17 protein-coding genes are annotated in these 17,619 nt (G+C 59.0%); 12 read left to right on the top strand and 5 right to left on the bottom strand.

Annotation, left to right across the window (positions count from 1 at the left end; all coding sequences use genetic code 11):
* From O6929_08710 to O6929_08730, 5 genes are all read right to left on the bottom strand, one after another.
* A partial coding sequence (locus tag O6929_08710; protein MCZ6480468.1) for a GAF domain-containing protein occupies positions 1-760 on the bottom strand: 760 nt, incomplete at its 3' end.
* Between the two features lie 238 nt (positions 761-998).
* Positions 999-1,607 (bottom strand): hypothetical protein, encoded by a 609-nt coding sequence (locus O6929_08715; GenBank protein MCZ6480469.1) that lies wholly within the window; start codon positions 1,605-1,607, stop codon positions 999-1,001.
* Positions 1,604-2,542 (bottom strand): metal ABC transporter substrate-binding protein, encoded by a 939-nt coding sequence (locus O6929_08720; GenBank protein ID MCZ6480470.1) that lies wholly within the window; start codon positions 2,540-2,542, stop codon positions 1,604-1,606. Before O6929_08720 ends, O6929_08715 begins: the two co-directional genes overlap by 4 nt.
* A gap of 134 nt (positions 2,543-2,676) precedes the next feature.
* Positions 2,677-4,869: a metal ABC transporter permease gene (locus O6929_08725; protein MCZ6480471.1), complete on the bottom strand. Its 2,193-nt coding sequence runs from the start codon at positions 4,867-4,869 to the stop codon at positions 2,677-2,679.
* The gene (locus O6929_08730; protein MCZ6480472.1) at positions 4,866-5,636 is read right to left on the bottom strand and encodes a metal ABC transporter ATP-binding protein; all 771 of its coding nucleotides are present in this window, start codon (positions 5,634-5,636) and stop codon (positions 4,866-4,868) included. Before O6929_08730 ends, O6929_08725 begins: the two co-directional genes overlap by 4 nt.
* A 208-nt stretch (positions 5,637-5,844) precedes the next feature.
* Here O6929_08730 and O6929_08735 point away from each other — a divergent pair, with 208 nt between their 5' ends.
* From O6929_08735 to O6929_08790, 12 genes are all read left to right on the top strand, one after another.
* Positions 5,845-6,720, top strand: a complete 876-nt coding sequence (locus O6929_08735) for a creatininase family protein (GenBank protein ID MCZ6480473.1) — start codon at positions 5,845-5,847, stop codon at positions 6,718-6,720.
* 91 nt (positions 6,721-6,811) lie between these two features.
* Positions 6,812-8,299: an ATP-binding protein gene (locus O6929_08740; GenBank protein ID MCZ6480474.1), complete on the top strand. Its 1,488-nt coding sequence runs from the start codon at positions 6,812-6,814 to the stop codon at positions 8,297-8,299.
* A gap of 2 nt (positions 8,300-8,301) precedes the next feature.
* The gene (locus O6929_08745; protein MCZ6480475.1) at positions 8,302-9,693 is read left to right on the top strand and encodes a sigma-54 dependent transcriptional regulator; all 1,392 of its coding nucleotides are present in this window, start codon (positions 8,302-8,304) and stop codon (positions 9,691-9,693) included.
* 363 nt (positions 9,694-10,056) lie between these two features.
* A complete protein-coding gene (locus O6929_08750; GenBank protein ID MCZ6480476.1) occupies positions 10,057-11,055 on the top strand; it encodes an LLM class flavin-dependent oxidoreductase in 999 nt (332 codons plus the stop codon).
* Between the two features lie 75 nt (positions 11,056-11,130).
* Positions 11,131-12,165, top strand: coding sequence for an LLM class flavin-dependent oxidoreductase (locus tag O6929_08755; GenBank protein ID MCZ6480477.1), 1,035 nt, complete (start codon positions 11,131-11,133; stop codon positions 12,163-12,165).
* Positions 12,162-13,124, top strand: coding sequence for an ABC transporter substrate-binding protein (locus tag O6929_08760; protein MCZ6480478.1), 963 nt, complete (start codon positions 12,162-12,164; stop codon positions 13,122-13,124). Before O6929_08755 ends, O6929_08760 begins: the two co-directional genes overlap by 4 nt.
* Before the next feature lie 43 nt (positions 13,125-13,167).
* Positions 13,168-14,814, top strand: a complete 1,647-nt coding sequence (locus O6929_08765) for an FAD-binding protein (GenBank protein MCZ6480479.1) — start codon at positions 13,168-13,170, stop codon at positions 14,812-14,814.
* A complete protein-coding gene (locus tag O6929_08770; protein MCZ6480480.1) occupies positions 14,811-15,761 on the top strand; it encodes an ABC transporter substrate-binding protein in 951 nt (316 codons plus the stop codon). The genes O6929_08765 and O6929_08770 overlap by 4 nt, the downstream gene beginning before the upstream one ends.
* On the top strand, positions 15,676-16,038 hold the full coding sequence (locus O6929_08775) for a ferritin-like domain-containing protein (GenBank protein MCZ6480481.1): 363 nt from the start codon (positions 15,676-15,678) through the stop codon (positions 16,036-16,038). Before O6929_08770 ends, O6929_08775 begins: the two co-directional genes overlap by 86 nt.
* A 105-nt stretch (positions 16,039-16,143) precedes the next feature.
* On the top strand, positions 16,144-17,100 hold the full coding sequence (locus O6929_08780) for a transposase (GenBank protein ID MCZ6480482.1): 957 nt from the start codon (positions 16,144-16,146) through the stop codon (positions 17,098-17,100).
* An 8-nt stretch (positions 17,101-17,108) separates the two neighbouring features.
* Positions 17,109-17,255, top strand: coding sequence for a GYD domain-containing protein (locus O6929_08785; protein ID MCZ6480483.1), 147 nt, complete (start codon positions 17,109-17,111; stop codon positions 17,253-17,255).
* A gap of 53 nt (positions 17,256-17,308) precedes the next feature.
* Complete coding sequence (locus O6929_08790) at positions 17,309-17,602, top strand: YtxH domain-containing protein (GenBank protein ID MCZ6480484.1); 294 nt, start codon at positions 17,309-17,311, stop codon at positions 17,600-17,602.
* Positions 17,603-17,619: the final 17 nt, after the last annotated feature.

Consider the following 17,619-nt stretch of genomic DNA (forward strand, 5'->3'; position numbering starts at 1 on the left):
TGTATATGATCGCGGGACTGACAGCGAACAGGTATTGTAACCGCTCGCGAGCCTCTTTCAGTTCTGCGGTGCGCTCCTCCACCCGATTTTCCAGCTCATCATATGCCTTCTGGAGTGCCTCCTCCGCCCGCGTGCGCTCAATCACCCGCCCGAGCTGCGTCCCCACCTGAGCCATCATGTCCAATAACGGCTCGTCGGGTTCGATGGCCTCGGCGGAGAAGAACTCGAGCACAGCCACCACTTCGGTCCCTACCAACACCGGGAACGCGAACCCCGCTTTGACACCAATGTCCTGGGCTAATTTCGCCCTGGGAAAATTCGGGTCCTTGGTCACATCGATGATCCACGCGGGCTTGCCGCTGGCGAACACCCGTCCCGGCAAGCCCACGCCCCGGGCGAAGTGGGTCACATCGGTCACCTGCCGAAACGTCGCAAAGCGTGCTGGGTCTTCGAGATGCCAGATGCCCGTGGGCACCAGTTCATCCCGGCCATGGTCAGCCAGGAGATACACGTCGCCGACCGGCCACCCCGTATGCGCACAGACCTGATCGAGGGCGTACTGTAACACCTCCTCCATGGTCGCCGCCTCGTTCGCAGCGACCGCGACCTGTTGGAGCAATTGCACGAATGCGGTCTTCTGATGCAGGGCCTCCTCCGCCCGCATACGCTCGGTTTCCAATGCTTCCAATGCGGTAAGCCGTTGGCGCATGCCTGCCAGTTCATCTATGAGTTGGTCCTTTGTCTTCTTTTCATCACTCATGTGAGTTCCCCAAAATAAGCGGTCCCCCGAAGGGGCCTAAAGTATCCATTTTTGGGATGGGGGTGTCAAGCACCGGCTCTCAATGCCCCCGGCGGGTGACGGACTCCGCAAGGGATAAGTTATTGAGGGGAAAGGCCCCTTTGAGGTAGGGAGCTCGCTTGCCGTAAAAGCCACGGGTGCCAATCGGAAGTCGGAAGGCTAAATTGATCCTGGCAATGTATCACGTTCGGGGAGGAGCTTATCGCTGCGGCGAGCCGTATGCATAGTTGTAAACCCGGGTTGAAGTCGTCAGGGCTATGTGGAGTTTCTTGAAGAGGTCAGCCATTGCTGCCTGAACCGCTGCTTCGAGACGGGAACGACTTTTGTCATCGCCTTCCCCTCGCCCTACGATCTCTCGGATCCAGATCTTCCGACCAGCAGGATCCGAGAGGGTCCAGTCAGTGTATATCCGGACCTTGCCCTCGGGCTCAAGGAGCGTCCTTCGCTCACGGAAGAGGGGGTGGTAGCTCGCAAAGCGTATCTGGGGACGGAGCACGGCCTGATATTTCTTTTTTTCAGCATCGAGTGTAGTCTGATCGGGGACCACGTGAATCTCTGCAAAAAGAGGTTCAAGGGAGGAGGGCAGCTCCCGGGAAAGCCATTCGCCGAGGGGGACACTGAAACTTCTCTCGCGATAGGTGTGCTGGCGGAAGTCATCGTCCATGTACAGAGCGATCTTCAGGGGAAACCGGTTGGGACTTGGAGACTTCTTGGCAGGGCCGGAATCTTTGGACGCGGTTTTTGGTGTACTGGCGCACCCTACCACCGCCAGAGCTAGCACGAGGAGAGGGAGCGCACGAGAAATCATTGGAGTCCCTCCGTCAAAGCCCCAAGCAAATAGTCAAAGAGGGCGAAGTAATCCTTCGCCTCAGGAACCCCACCCACATGCGCCGGTAACTTCAGGACCTTGCCGCCGACCTGGCCGGCGACGAACTCGGGAATTCGGGGGCTATAGGCCGGTGCGTGGATGATCAGGGTGGCCTTTTCGCGTTTCATGGTCTCGATCAGGTCATGGAGCTCTCGGGGAGAGGGTTCGATGCCGGGCTTGGGCTCGCAGTAGCCGACCACCTCGAATCCAAAGCGGTGGGCCAGGTAGGACCAGGTCTTGTGGTAGGCGGCTACCTTCTTTCCCCTGAGTGGCCGGGCTTTCTGTTGCCAGCGCTCCATCGCCCGATCGACTCTCGCCTTGAAGTCGTTAGCATTTTTTTGGAAGAAATCGGTGTTCTCCGGCGAGATCCGGATAAGCCCCCGGAGGATGTTATCGGCAACGACCTTGGCGTTGAGCGGATCTAGAAGATAGTGCGGGTTGCCTTGGATGTGGATCTCGCCCCGGGACCGGTCGATCTTCCACGTGGGGACCTCAAGGACTTGGACTCCTTTCGAAGCGTCCACGTGGCCGACTTCACCGGGAAAGACCCGATGATTCCGTGAGTCGACGAGGAGTGTCTTTGCCCAAATGTCGGCAAAGAGGCCGATCTGGATGTAGAGGTCCGCCCTCGCCGCACGCATGGCCCAGCTCGGGAAGACCTCCTCAATAAAGAGTTCTGGCTCCTGGTTGCCGGCGAAGGGGCTGTAGCCCGTCATGCGGTCCTTCGCGATCTCTTGGGCAATCGCAATCATATCGGAGGAGCTGCCCATGACCCGGATCTTCTTGGCCGCCACCTCGGCCGGTAAGCCGAGGAGCAGGGCTCCGATAAGACACGCAAGCCACAGCCTTAAACTTGTCCGCAGCAATTTCCTCATCAATCTCTCTCCGTCAAAGCGGCTCACAGTTCACCATTCATAGTTCACAGGCTATTGATGGTAGGTGATTTGGTGAAAACCACCAGCCACTAGCCACCAGTCACTTTCTTGTCGTCGGTCGTCGGTCATCGGTACTAGAACGGTTCGGGCCGCTCAAACCCGGCGATGAACAGGGCCTGCAGCATGATTTCATCCGAGTTCTTATCAAAGTCTCGGTTCGTGTGCTTGTACTGTGCCCGGAACTGGAGGAACCGACTTGGTTGATAAATCAGAATGGGCGAGATCGCCCACTCCCGACCGTCGCCTGGGACGAATGGCAGATCGGGATCTTCAAAATTATTACGACAGATGGAGTTTTCGAAGCCCGGGCACTGCGAATAATCAAAGCGGGCGCCGATGGACCACCCCCGGGCGAACAGGTATTGGCCAAGGGCGTAGCCTCCGTAGCTCCGAGTGGTCCCTCCGTTCACATCTTCAATGTCGGAGAGGAAGAACTCTCCCAAGAAGTTAAAGCCCTTGCCGTAAACCAGGACCGGGTCCCGGTAGTCGAACTCGAAGTGGACGTTGGCTAACGTCGTGCGAAGGGTCATGGCTTCTTCCTCACGATGCCCCTGGGCGAAGGCAAGGCCAAGCTCCGCCCCGGCGCTGGAGCTCACCTCGTAGAACGTCTCGAACCGGCCGAACCAGACCGGCCGGTCGAACGCACCCCCCTGGAAGGCGACATCGTTGTCCCCGTTGAAGATCCCGAACCAGAGGACGTGGGTCATATCGTCGGTCCAGGGGTTGGCGAGCTGATAGTTGGCGGCGATCCCGGTATCCACCCACCCTTCCCCCTCATTGCCGAAGAGGTTGACGATGACGTTCGGGGAATCGACCTCCGGGAGCTCATCGGGGTCACCGTCGTTGAACTCCCCGAAACGGGTGCGAAAGAGCCCCAGGTTGGCCTGAAGGCCCAGGGGGAGACGGGTGAGGGTGAGGAGGGCTTCCTCCAATTCGACCTCCGCATTGACGCTTCGCTCTCCATCCTCGCCAAACGTAAGGAGGTTCTTGGCCGAAATGATCGCCTCAAACCGGGCGAAGGGATCGATCTCTGAACGGAACCCGAGCTCGACCTCCTTGATACTAAAGCGGTCCGACGCAAATCCGTCGGCTTCCGGGTCCCGATTTCTTCCCCAGGTGTTATTAAAGATGAAATTCCCCTCGACCCGCATCTCGGGATTGAAAACCAGGCCTCCGAGTTGCCGAAGGATCCCGGATTGCTGCTCCTCGGGAGCTGGTGGGGGAGGGGGGTTGGGTTTTGAAGGAGGTGACTGGGCCTGCGGCGCGGTTGCCTGCTGGTGGTGGATGATCTCTGCCTGCGCCTCCATCTGCTCTTGCAGCTTACGGATCGTCTCCTTGAGGCTCTCCATCTCTTGCTGGAGCTTTTTAATATCATCCTGCTGGCTGGTAGCGAGCGCAAGATGGGGAGGACTCAGGATGAACGCCCCGACCGCGACGAGGGCGGCGACCCGCCGAAGGCGGGCCGTGGCGAGGAGCGATGTTACCAGCAAAACCAGGAGGAGGATGGCCATGGTGGTGGCTGCAATGGCGGTCCCCGTCGGCAGGTCAATGACGAATGCGAAGTAGAGACCGATGGGGACCGAGAGGGCGCCGAAGGCCATGGCCAGGAGGAACATGCGCTCCATGCGGTCGGCAAGGAGCCTGGCAGTGATCGGCGGGGCCACCAGAAAGGCAAAGACCAGCAGGACCCCCATCGACCGGATGGCGGCAGCGATGGCGATCCCTAAGGTGAGGTAGAGCAGGAGGTTCCAGAAGCGGGCGTTGAGGCCGTGGGCCTGGGCTGTCTCGAAGTCGAAGGAGACGAAGAGAAACTCCTTGTAAAAGAGGAAATGGACCACGGCGATGAGGATGAAAACAAGGGCAAGGATGACGAGCTCGCCCGTCTCGACCGACAGAATGTTTCCGAAGAGGATGCGGAGGGTCCGGGCCTCCCCGACGGGATACTTGGCAACGCAGATGATCGCGACGGCCGCGGCGAGGATGTAGCTTGCCCCGATTACTGCTTCCATCGGCACCTTGCGGCGGGCAGGAACCTGGGAGAAAAAGGCGACCCCGCCCAGGCTGAAGGCGAGGGCGGAGAGGAGGGGACTTGTCCCGAGAAGCAAGGCAAAGGCAACACCGGCCGAGGCGATGTGTGACAGGGCAAAGCCAACAAAGACGACCCGCTTCAACAGGACGTACACCCCGAGGAAGGAGCACATCAACGCCACCACGATCCCGGCCATCAGGGCGTTTTGAAAGAAAGGCTGCTGGAGTATCTCGATCATGGCTCACCTCCTGTCAGGATTATTTTCCTCCCCTCGATTTCTTGGACCCGTACCGCAACGCTGTATAGGCGTGTTAGGTTCTCATCGGTCAGGATCTCCTTGATGGCGCCGAGGACAAAGAGTCCTCGCTTACAGTCGATGATGGCAAGCTGCTTGGCATAGTTGGCGACGACGTTCAGATTATGGGTCACCATCACGATCGTCAGCCGCGCTGCGTCGTGAAGCTGTCCCAACAGATCCATAATGCTTCGTTCGGACGGCAGGTCCATCCCGGCGGTCGGCTCGTCCAGAACGAGCACATCGGGCTCACCCGCCAGGGCCCGTGCGATGAGGACTCGCTGTTTTTGGCCTCCCGACAGCTCCTGAAAAGGCATCTGGGCCAGGTGGGCGATCCCCGCCTGGTCCAGGCTCGTGAGGGCGATTGTCTGGTCCTCCTTCCCAGGCCTCCTCCAGGGACCTAAACGCTTGGTCCGGCCCATCAGGACGACTTCGAGGGCCGAGAGGGGGAAGATCGGGTCCAGGTCCCTCTCTTGGGGCACGTAACCGAAGGTGAGTGGTCCGGCCTTTGTCTGTGTAAAACGGATCTGGCCCTGCTGGGGTTTGAGGATCCCCAGGATGGCCTTCAGGATGGTCGTCTTCCCCGCCCCGTTCGGCCCGACGCCGGCGAAGAAATCCCCCTCTTCGATGGTGAAGCTGAGGTCGTGAAAGACCCGGGTGAGGCCGTACCCGAGATCGACCCCCCTGAACTCGATCAGGCTCGCTCCCACGTCAAGCGTTCTCCATTCTCACCGAGGACCGAGTTCAACACGGATTCGATCCTCCACGTCACCGCTTGCTCGTCGCTCTATATCAGATAAGCTTCCTTCAAGCAACTCACGCCTCCGAGCACAGCTTGACAACCCTAGGGCTGCATGGTACGACAGGTGTGCGAAGAGGTCTGAAATTACGAATCTGGTTTAAAACACGGGAGGGGTCATGGGTACGGAGGAGGTCGGGCCGGTGCTCAACATCCAGAAGTTAGGGTGGTGGGCGGTTCGGGAAAAACTGAAGACTGAAGGAGGAGATACGATCCTCATTCCAGTCGGCAGTTGCGAGCGCCATGGAAATCCGTACACCCCTCTCGGACTCGATGGGATGGTGACCAAGAGTGTGGTCGAGCGGGCCGCTCGCCAGGCGGACGTGCTCCACACGCCGGTGATGCCATTCGGGTACACGCCCCATCACATGGGTAAGGCGAATGAAGGGACCGGCACCATCTCGCTTGCAGTAGAGACCTATCGGAGACTCCTGCTGGACATCGGCCGTAGCCTCATCTTCCACGGGTTTAATAAAATCATCTTCGTTTCATTCCACAGCTTCAACGTGACGAACGCGGAGGAGGTGCTCTTTGCCCTTCGGAATCGGACCGGCGCTTTCGCGGCTTTCTACGGGGGGCGTGAGACTCCCGAGGCGCAGCGGATCCTGGAGTGTCCGGAAGACCAGATGGCAGGTGACCTCGAGGCATCCATGACCCTGGCTCTGCTAGATCCGGAGGAGGCTGGACGACCGGAGGACTACGCACGAACTTTTACCATCCACGCCCCAAAGTGGCTCGGCCCTGCGTTTTCGAAGCGCCCCGGGACAGGGATGGCGCTGGGGTTTCAGGGACAGGAGAACATCTGGATTGCGATGGAAGACTACGAATTCGTTGACCCCCCGGCGGGGGCGGAGGAGCGGCCCTCCCAGGCCAGCCGCGACAAGGGGCTGAAGTTGCTCGATGCGCTGTCGGGGCATCTTGCGGCATTCGTGCTCGAGGTCAAGAAGCTCGCCATCACGGCGGAGAACCGAGATTTTCCCGATCGGGTCCGTTAACTTTCATAAGGCATTGCCTCCCTCCGGTCAGCCGCCGTCCTGGCACACGCCGCCCTTCTCTCCCCCTGTTGAGTAAGGATACGATAAAGACATGACGCTCAGGCAAAAGCTGCTCGCGGCTTTCTCTATTATGGTCCTCCCCTTGCTGGTCATCGGCGGCCTCACCTGGTGGACCGTCCGAGAGGAGAATGTAGCCCTCGAGCAGCTGCAGATTGGCATGGGCAAGGCCCAGATCTTTTCTGAATTGGAATCCGCGATCTTGTGGCAGATCCGCGACATCCGCGATTACCTCACGGGTTGGGATCCGGGGGGGAAGACGGAATTCGAATGGCTGGATCGCGCGATCTATGAACTGATGGAAGAATGGAAACGGGCCATTTCGCATCCGCAGGATGTTAAGCTGGCGATGGATCTTGAGCGGCTGCACGACGAGGTCAGCGACCTTGCCCAGAGGGCTTTCACCTTATACGAAATGCAGCGGAAGGAGGAGGCGATTCAACTCGTTCGCGGGGAGCTCGACGGCCGTCTCCTTCCGGACATCGAAAAGAAAATGACGCTGATCTACCGAACCGCCAGGGCCCATCATGTCAAGAACGCCTTTCAGCGGCTCGAGGACATCGAGCACTCCACGCGGATGATCCTGATTTTGACCGTGGTTTCCTTCATAGTGTTCGGAGTCCTCTTCTCCCTGCTGATCTCCCGCAACCTCGCCCGACCCGTGGAGGAACTCAAGCGGGCGATGGATATCGTGGGTGGGGGACGCCTGGACCATACGATCGCGGTGCGATCTAGAGACGAGATCGGCGAGCTCGCCCGCTCCTTTACCACCATGACGCAGAAGCTGAAAGAAACCCAAGACCAGTTGATCCAATCGGAGAAGCTGGCCTCCCTAGGACAGATGGCGGCGGCGGTCGCCCACGGGTTGAGAAATCCCCTGGCGAGCATCCGGGCAGCGACCCAACTTAGCTTTCGTCGCGTGCCTCGGGAAGATCCGATGCGTGAGCAGCTCGGATCGGTCATTGGCGAAGTCGACCGCCTGGAGAAACGCATCACACACCTCCTCGATTTCACCAAGCCATCACCGTACCGTCCAGTTGCCGAGAAGCCAGAGAGGTTGTTCCAGGACGTCTTGCCCACCTTCTCAGAGAAGTTCACGCAGCAGGAGATCCGGCTCCGGGTCGAGTATGCTGGGGATCTCCCAGAGGTCTGGGTCGATCCCTTCCAGATCGAGCTGGCATTGCTCGAAGTCATCTCCAACGCCGTAGAAGCGATGCCCAAAGGAGGCATGCTCACCATCTCCGCTTGCCCTCGTGAGCAGGGAGGCCCAACTAGCGGGAGTGCTCATGTCGAAATCGTCATCGCGGACACGGGTGAGGGAGTTGCTGAGGACAACTTGTCCCGCGTCTGCGAGCCCTTCTTTACGACGAAGGCGGACGGAACGGGCTTGGGGTTAGCCATCGCAAAGCGATTAGTGGAGCAGAGCGGAGGAACCCTCACCGTTTCTAGCCACGAGAATGCCGGGACATCTGTACGGATTACCCTGCCCATCGTCTCGGATGATGAGGCGCCTCGAGAGTAGCTATGGGATACTTCACCGTGCTCATCGTTGACGACGAAAGGACCCTGGCCAGATCGATCAAGCTCTTTCTGCGTGACCAGGGGTACGAGGCCGAGGTGGCCGAGGATGGGGAAGCCGCCCTGAAGCTGCTCCCGGAGATCCGTCCCGACCTGGTCTTCTTGGACGTCCGGCTCCCCAAAGTGAGTGGCATCGAGCTGTTTAAAAAGATCCGGGAATTCGATTCACGCATCTGCGTCGTCTTGATGACCGCGTATGGCTCCATCGAAGGGGCTGTCGAGGCCATGAAACTTGGTGCGTTTGACTACTTGAAGAAGCCGATCGACTTGGACGAGCTCAAGATTCTGATAGAACGGGCCCACGGAGACCTCCGCCTCAGACAAGAAGTATCGTACTACCGCGAGCGAGAGGTGCGGAGTGCATCGTTCGAAGGCCTGATAGGAAAGTGTGAACCGATGCACCAGGTATTTCGACAACTGGAGCAAATTGCTTCGCTGGAGGGGGCTCCGACCATCCTCATCACCGGGGAGACGGGAACGGGGAAGGGGTTGGTGGCCAGGGCCATTCATGTCAACAGCCTCCGCTCTTCCGGGCCCTTCATCGATATCGACTGCACGGCGTTGCCGCCGACCCTGGTCGAGAGCGAGCTATTTGGTCATGAAAAGGGGGCGTTTACCGACGCGCGTGAGTCAAAGATGGGCCTCTTCGAGGCGGCCGAAGATGGAACCCTCTTCCTCGATGAAGTCGGCGATCTGGAGCTCTCCCTGCAGGGGAAGCTCCTCAGGACGATCGAGGAGCGAAAAATCCGGCGGATCGGGAGTGTGAAGGATCGAACGGTCGATGTGCGGATCATGGCGGCGACCAACAAGGACCTGGAAGCGGAATTGCTGAGTGGCGCCTTCCGCAAGGAGCTTTACTACCGCCTAGCCGTCTTGACGATCCACCTCCCCCCCTTACGAGACCGAGGGGAGGACATCCTGTTGCTGGCGAGGTACTTCCTCGAGAAATTCAGCACGAGGTACACCAAGCCGAGCGCCACCCTGAGTGAGGCAGCGGCGGTAGCCCTTTCCCAGTACACGTGGCCCGGGAATGTGCGGGAACTGAGGCATGTCATGGAGCGGGCCATCATTGGGAGCACAGGAGAGGCTATCCAGCTCAAGGACCTTTCGATCAGTGCTTCGCCGGCGAGGAAAGCAGTCCCCCTGGCCGATGAAGCAGATGTCGCCGCCCAATTCCCCGCTGAAGGAGTAAGCTTGCCCCAGTGGGAAAAGCGATTGATTGAAAGAGCCCTTCGATCTACCGGCGGAAATTCTAGTCAAGCAGCCCGCGTTCTTGGTATTACCAGGGATACCCTCCGCTCCCGGATGAGGAAGTACAAGATCCGAAAGCCCTCCTAGTACCGTTTCAACTTGATAAGTGGTTCGACAGGCTCACCACCCCGAGGAAGATCGAGGGGCCCAATTTGAGCAACCTGCCTTGTTGCAAGGGTCGTGATCGAGTGCAGCGAGAAAGTTGGCACAAATAGTTGGAACGGCACCAGGGTTGGGTCAAATGACCCATTGGGTTAAATAACCCAGCTCCTTAGCAACAATGTTCCCTTAAAATTCAAATAGTTAGGATAACATTGCTTTGGCACAAAGTATGCCTATGGATATGCGATAAGGCAGGCTGCAACTTGTGTTCACTGGACACATCCAAGAGCAACGATCTCCCGAAACTATCGATTATCGAAAGCGGCAAACACCACGGAGGGGGCTTACATGAAGATTGGTGTCTACGCAACGGGATCCGGGACGTCGAATCACACGGATCTCTTGAAGCAGATTGAGTACGCGGACGAGACGGGTTTCAATTCCGCCTGGCTCCGGGAGCGGCACTTTCATCCTGATCACCAGGGGCGGAACTTCTTTACTTCACCGCTCGTGGCTGCCTCATATGTCGCCGCCCGCACCAAGCATATCCGGATCGGCATCGCCTCGCGGATCCTTCCCCTGGACCACCCCATCCACATTGCGGAGGACGGTGCGACTGTCGATGTGATCAGCAATGGGCGGTTGGATCTGGGGATCGCCCGGGTGGGTGAAAACGAGCTCTACGAGCTCACCTTCGGGGTGACGACGGAAGAGGCGCGAGGCCGGTTCGAGGAGTGCGTGGAGATCCTCATCAAGGCCTGGACTTTGCCGCAGTTCTCGTACGACGGCACATATTACAGCATTCCCGACGTTTCGGTATATCCCAAGCCGGTGCAGAAACCGCATCCCCCGATCTACCTCGTCGGCATCAGCGGCGAAACCTTCAAATTTGGGGCGAAGCGCGGCTTTCCCCTCATCCTGGCGGGCGCGCAGCCGGTCTCGATCGTGAAGCGGACCCAAGAGGAGTATTACAGGCTCCTCTCGGATCACGGGTTTCCCGCGCGCGAGATCGAGCTTCCGGTGAATCGGTTTCTGTACGTCGCCGAGTCGAACCAGCAGGCGATCGATGAAACCCGGGACGCTCTGAACGCCTTTATCCATCGGGGTGCAACGGCCATCCGGGACTATCTGTTCCGTGCGCAGGAGGAGATCACGCCCGAGTGGCTCTATGAGGAGGTCTGCATCTTTGGCGATCCGGACACCTGCATCAAGAAGATCAATGCGCTCAAGCAAGAGCTCGATCTCCGGCATATCATTTGTACCTTCAACTATTACACGATCGATCACGAACGGTGCCAGAAGTCGATGGAACGTTTTGTGAAGTACGTTATGCCCCACATTAGATAAAGCAACTGTTCCCCTTTTGGAGAGGGTGAGGGGATCCGGCAGCGCGGAAGAAACCAGGGGAAAGGGGTGACGTCGATGCGGTTTGGCTGGTTCATCATGGGAACCGAGTCTGGGACGTATCAAGACATCTTGGAACAGGTCCAGCTCGCCGAGGAGCTCGGTTTCGACGGGGTCTGGCTGGGAGAGCGTCACTTCGAACATAGTGAGCTCCTGTACTCCTCTCCCTTCCACGCCGCGGCGGCTATGGCGGCGAAGACCCACCGGATCCGGATTGGGACGGCGGGGCGCATCCTCGCCTTGGACCATCCGATTCACATCGCCGAAGATGCGGCCACGCTGGATCTCCTCAGCGGAGGTCGCCTCGATCTGGGAGTGACCCGCGCCGGATTGGACGAGCGGTTCCACCAGATTTTTGAACGGCCAGTGGAGGACGCACGTCTGGGGCAGTTCGAAGAGGCGTTGGAAATCATCGTCAAGGCGTGGACCTCCGACCGGTTCGCGTACGAAGGCCAGTACTACCAGATCCCTGAGGTCTCCGTCCTGCCCAAGCCGGTCCAGAAACCTCGCCCTCCGATCTATCTTGTCGCCGTGAGCCGCCACACCATGGCCTTTGCGGCCCAGAAGGGATATCCGGTCTTTATCGGGGCGCTCCAAACTCCGCGAGAGCTGAAAGAGAGCCTCGCCTTCTACTGGCAGACGTTCGGGGAATCCGGCCATAATGGTGTCGGCATGGATCTGCCGGTGAACCGGTTCCTGTATGTTGGCGAGTCGAATGCGAAGGCACAGCAGGAAATGGCTGAGTGCTTCTGGTCGTTTATTCAGCATAAGGCGCCGGATCTGAAAGCGGCCCTTCAGGGGAAGTATGGCGAGAAAGGGTTCAAGCTAGAACGATTTCTGGAGGATTTCTGCATCTTTGGTGACCCGGGTCTGGTGATCGAAAGGATCAAGGAGCTGCAAACGGTGGGGGTCACCTATCTCCTGTGTACCCTGAACTTCATCACTATGGACCACAAGCTCTGTCTCAAGTCGATGGAACTTTTTGCCCAGGAGGTCATGCCCCATTTTAAGGAGGCGCTGCAGGGTGAACTCCTGACAGGCCTTACCCGGTGAGCAAGCTTCCCCTCACATTAGCCTGCCTCGACTACGACCGGGTCAAACCACTCATGCTGAGAACGGTGGAGCCGGCCGGGATTGATCTCAATGTCCTGCCGTACTCCCCAGATCACTCGGTCTGGCCAATGGTCAGATACCAGGAGTTTGACGCCTCGGAAATGACCCTCGGCACCTACACGGTCCTCCGGACCCGGGGCGAGGCGCCGTACATTGCCATTCCGGTTTTTCTCTCCCGCGGTTTTCCCCACGGCGCGATCTTCGTGCATAAGAAGGCCGATATCCACCAACCGCAGGATCTCAAAGGAAAACGGGTCGGATCTGGGCAGTTTCAGATGTCGATCGCGGTATGGGCGCGGGGGATTCTGCAGCACGAATACGGCGTAGATCCGCGAGAGGTGCACTGGTACACCGGCCGGGCGGAGGTGGGGCTCGACCTGTCCCCCGAGATGCGGGTGACGCTTTTTCCTCCGGGCAAGTTGTTGCCGGATCGGCTCGAGGATGGCGAGATCGACGCCCTGATCGCCCCCACCATACCACCAAAGTTTCGTGGCGATCATCCCCACGTCCGCCGACTCTTTCCTGACCCGAAAGCCGTGGAGCGCGAGTATTATCAGCGGACCCGGATTTTTCCCATCCTGCACCTGGTTGTCATCAAGCAGGAGATCTATGACAAACATCCGTGGGTTGCGTCGAGCCTGTATCGCGCGTTCGTGCAAGCCAAGGAGATCTGCTATCGGGATCTGAGCGATACTCTAGAGCGATTGCGTTACACAGTCCCATGGTTGGATACTCATGTGGAGGAGCTCTGGAAAATCATGGGGCAGGACTTCTGGCCATACGGCCTCAAGGCAAACCAGCATGTCCTTGAGACCTACGTCCAATACCTCTCCGAACAGCACCTCATCGGTAGGAAGCCCGCGTTTGAGGAGCTGTTTGCCCGCAACGCCTTGGACTGATCCTCACCCGACAGACCAATTCCCATGATCGAGTAGAGGAACGATGCAGACCAGACAGCCATGTGACGTCCTCGTGATCGGAGGTGGGGGAGCCGCCCTCAGGGCGGCCATCGCGGCGAGAGAGGTGGTTTCTGACGTTGTTTTGTGCTGTAAGGAGGAGGCCGGGCGGAGCGGGAGCACTATGTATGCGGGCTGTTCGATGATCGCTGCCCTTTCCACTGATCCCCCCGGGGCGGTCGAGAATCACTTCAAGGAGACGATGGCCGTCGGCAAGTTCCTGAATGACGAGGCACTGGTCGAGGAACTGGTGACCCACGCCGGCGAGGAAATTTCCTCCCTCGAAGATTTTGGCGTGAAGCTGCATATCAAGAAGGGGGACTTTCTGCTGGGCAAGGGCCCGGACGCCGTCCTCCCGAGCGGAGTCGAGCCGGATTACACCGGCTACGACTTTGCCGTCAGGGGAATGGCGCTGACGCAACCCCTCGCAGTTGAAGCCAGCCGGCGCGGGGTGGAGATGGTGAATCACGTTGCCATCATCACGTTGGTCCTTCACGAAGGGCAAGTCTTTGGAGCCGTCGGCGTGGATCTGAGGACCGGGGAATTTATTCTTTTCCCCGCACGGGCGGTCGTCCTCGCAAGTGGTGGGGGGGCGTGGCTGTATGCCCAGACTTCGAACAGTCCTGATCTCACCGGGGATTCGTTCACCCTGGCCCTGGAGGCAGGGGCCACGTTGCGCGATATGGAGTTCGTGGAGTTCAATCCGTGTCGCCTCCTGTATCCCGATATGCCTACTAACCTGCCGCCGGATCTCTTCAGTTATGGGGGAGTATTACGGAACACCGAGGGGGACCGCTTCGTCCTCAAGCATAATCCTCAGGGAGAAGAAGCCTCTTTCCGAGAGGACATGCCACGCCTCCTCGCCGCAGAGGTTGAGGGGGGACGGGGTATCCAAGGGGGCGTCTGGCTCGACGCCAGCGCGGTTCCTATGGACGTGTGGGAGGACCGATATCCGTTCCTGTATCAGGCACTCCTGCAGCATGGTGTTGATCCGCGAAAGGAGTTTCTGATTTTCGGGGTGCGGGCCAACCTGTTCGCGGGCGGGGTCAAGGTGGGGATCCGGGGGAGGACGGAGCTGCCCGGCCTGTTCGCCGCGGGCGAGGCCGTGGGCGGGGTGCATGGCGCCAAGCGCTTCGGCGGAAACTCCGTGGCGCACGCTATCGTGTCAGGGGCGCTAGTTGGGAAAGAAGCCGCCCAGGAAGCCAACCGGCGGAAGAGCGTTCCAGATCTTTCCGTAACCCCCGTGCCACGCTTCGCCGAGCGTTCGGGTCCTACCCGGCTTGCCGAAATTGAGGATCGACTTCGCCAGGTGATGTGGGAGGACGTCGGACTGATCCGCTCAGCGCAGCGCCTCCGTTCGGCTCTCGAGGTGATCCAATCATGCCAGAAGGCGTTAGCAGAGTGTGGGCTTACTATCCGACAAGAGCAGATGAGGGCCCTGACGCTCCACGGTATGCTGCTCACCGCCGAAGCCGTGACTCGCTCGGCACTGTACCGGAAAGAGAGTAGAGGACCACACTACAGAGACGACTTCCAAACCCAGGATCGGTCCTGGCTCGGAAGCGTCGAGATACGGCAATCGGTATCAGGCTTAGAGATCACCTTTAAAGCGAAGGAGAAGAAAGCATCATGACCGATTCGAAGATTTTCCGAGGTGCCTTCGAGACGACTGGGACACCCCGATTCGTCATGTACACGATTCAAAAGCTGGGGCTGGACGCAAAGCACGGCTTCAAGCTGGAGATCAGCTATGCGGTCGATCAGGTCCTCAAGGACCTGGAGTCGGTCGAGGTGGCACTGCAAGATGGGACGGCAGATCTGATCGACATTGATTGGATTTCCATAGCCCGGGAGCGCGCGCACGGTGCCCCCATCGTCGCCTTTTTCCCGTACGGCCAGACGGTCGGGTCTCTCGTTGTTCGGTCGGACAGCGCTATTCGGGATCTGAAAGATCTCAAAGGGCGGCGGATCGGTGTCGTCCGGGTCATGGACAAGAACTGGGTCATCGCCCGAGCCTTCTGTCGCAAGGTCCACGGCTTCGATCCCCAAGACGAGGTCACCGTCGTCGAGGCATTGTCAAAGGCGAGGTTGACCCATCTCCTGGAGCAGGGCGAGGTGGAAGGCGGCTTTCACTTCTGGCAGATGATTTCCCCTCTCACCCTGACCGGCAAGTTCCGCACGGTGGTGGACGTGGCGGATCTCATCCAGGAGCTGGCGGGAACAGCGGCTCGGGTTCCCATCGCCGCTTTCATCACCAGGGACGATGTGCTGAAAGAGCGTCCTGACGTCCTGCAGGGATTCTCGCGCGCCTTCCGTGAGGTGGCCGCCTTCATGTCATCGGACGATCAGATCTGGGAGGAGCTGGGACGGGTGATGCTCCAAGGGGCCGACCGTCCCCTGGTGCACGCGATCCGGGACGGGTGGCGCAAGATGGTCATGACGGAATGGACCCCAGAGACCATCCGCGGCATCGAACAGCTCTTCCAAGAACTCCTTGCTGTGGGGGGGAAGGAAATTTTGGGAGTCGACCACATTCCTCCCGGCACCTTCACCACGTCCGTCTCGGGTAACTCGAGTTAGCTGGCTCATCACCCAATCCCTCGCCAACAAGATCGTCGCGTTGGGAGGCCAGCCGACCACTCGACCCCGGGAGATTCCCGCGGCCAAAACGAACCGTGTAATGTTGGAGGCGGTCCTCGGTGCAGAGCGGAGGGCCGTCAAGGACTACACCGAGCGTGCAAGGCAGGCCGAAGAGTTTGGCGACAAGGGCTTGGTGGTCAAGCTCGAAGACATGGTCCGTGACGAAAGCAACCATTCGGAAGAGACCGAGCGCATCCTGCGCGACTGGCGCCTTTGAGCCTCCGAACAAAGAAGCGCCGCGCCTCCACCCTTTTTTCTCCTCGCATGTGGGGTCAGGCTTTCGAAGTTTTGAGGTGGCATGAGTCTATGGTAGCATGCGACCATGGCTCGCAAACCACGAATTCATTATCCGGGCGCTTTGTACCACGTCATTCTGCGGGGCAATGATGACGAGGAGATTTTCTTTGTCCATGGCGACCGCACACATTTTCTTAGGCTCGTTGAAGGCGGCGTGGCGCGTTTTGGGCATCGAATTCATGCCTTTTGTTTGATGGCGAACCACGTGCACCTTGCCATTCAGGTGGCGGAGGTGCCTTTATCCAAGATCATGCAGAATCTCAGCTTTCGTTATACGGGCTGGATCAACAAGCGGAGGGGAAGGTTAGGCCATTTATTCCAAGGCCGATACAAGGCGATCTTGGTGGATCAAGACTCGTACTTACTCGAGTTGACGCGTTATATTCATCTGAATCCTGTACGGGCGGGTTTGGTGAAGGATCCGGCGGCTTATCCATGGAGTGGACATCGGTATTATTTGGGGCACGAGAAGGCGCCGTCGCTCACGACGGACTGGGTATTGTCCCAGTTTAGCAAGCAGATGGGCGCGGCCCGGGCACAGTACGCGCAATTTATTGCGGACGGGCTAGGCGGAGGGCGACGGACGGAATTTCACCGCGGGAACCACGAGGGGCGGCTGTTAGGGGATGACGACTTCGTTGGACGGGTTTTGGCGCGGGCAAAGACGCAATTCAGGCGTCCCCCCTCGTTGCGTGCCATCGTGGCCGCGGTCTGCGGGGAGGGGGATTTCTCCGAGGCCGCCTTGCACGCTCCTGGCAGGCGCAGTCAAACCGCCCAGGCGCGGTGGCTAGTCGGTTTATTGGCGAGCGACCTCCACAGTGCGAGCCTTACGGAAGTGGCACGATACTTTGGGCGAGATGTCGCTACGTTGAGCAATGGGGTGCGGCAGCTGCGGGAGCGGTCAAACGAAGACAAAAAATTTCGAGACCATGTCGCTAGGCTCGAAAAGCGGTTAGGGCAAAACAAAAGGTCGAAAGTCTGACCCCAAACGTGGGGCGGTTCGACGCCGTGGATATTGTCGAAGGGGATGATGTAAAGCAGGTCGAGAAGGCGGCCATGATCATGCGGGCCTACGGGCATTCGACCACCGAGACCTTGGTCGCGACCCCGTGGAAAGAATTCGTGGCAATGCTTTAGTCAGCTAGCTTTGTAGTTTGTGGAAGGTCTTCGTGAAGAGGAGGTGACTTCCGATGAGTGATTACCGTGGATTCGGTGGAGCGGCTTTGACGCTGGCATTCCTCTTGGGGGGACCCCTCGGGGTCTGCTTCGCCCTGCTCTATGCTCCAGAATCGGGAAGGCGCACCCGGGAACGGATCCGTCGGCAGACCGAAGGTCTCCGGGAGCGGGCCGTCGATGTGGCCGAGGATGTCCGAGAGCGGGTCGACGAGCTCTTAGAGCAGGTCCAGGAGGCTGTCCCGTCCACTTTTGAGGCTGGGGAAGAGGCCCCAGAAACTCAGGATTCGGTCCAAGACCCCGCTTCCTGAACCTTAGGAAACGGGAT

It is taken from the genome of Candidatus Methylomirabilota bacterium, assembly GCA_027293415.1.
In the GTDB taxonomy this organism is placed as follows: Bacteria; Methylomirabilota; Methylomirabilia; order Methylomirabilales; family CSP1-5; genus CSP1-5.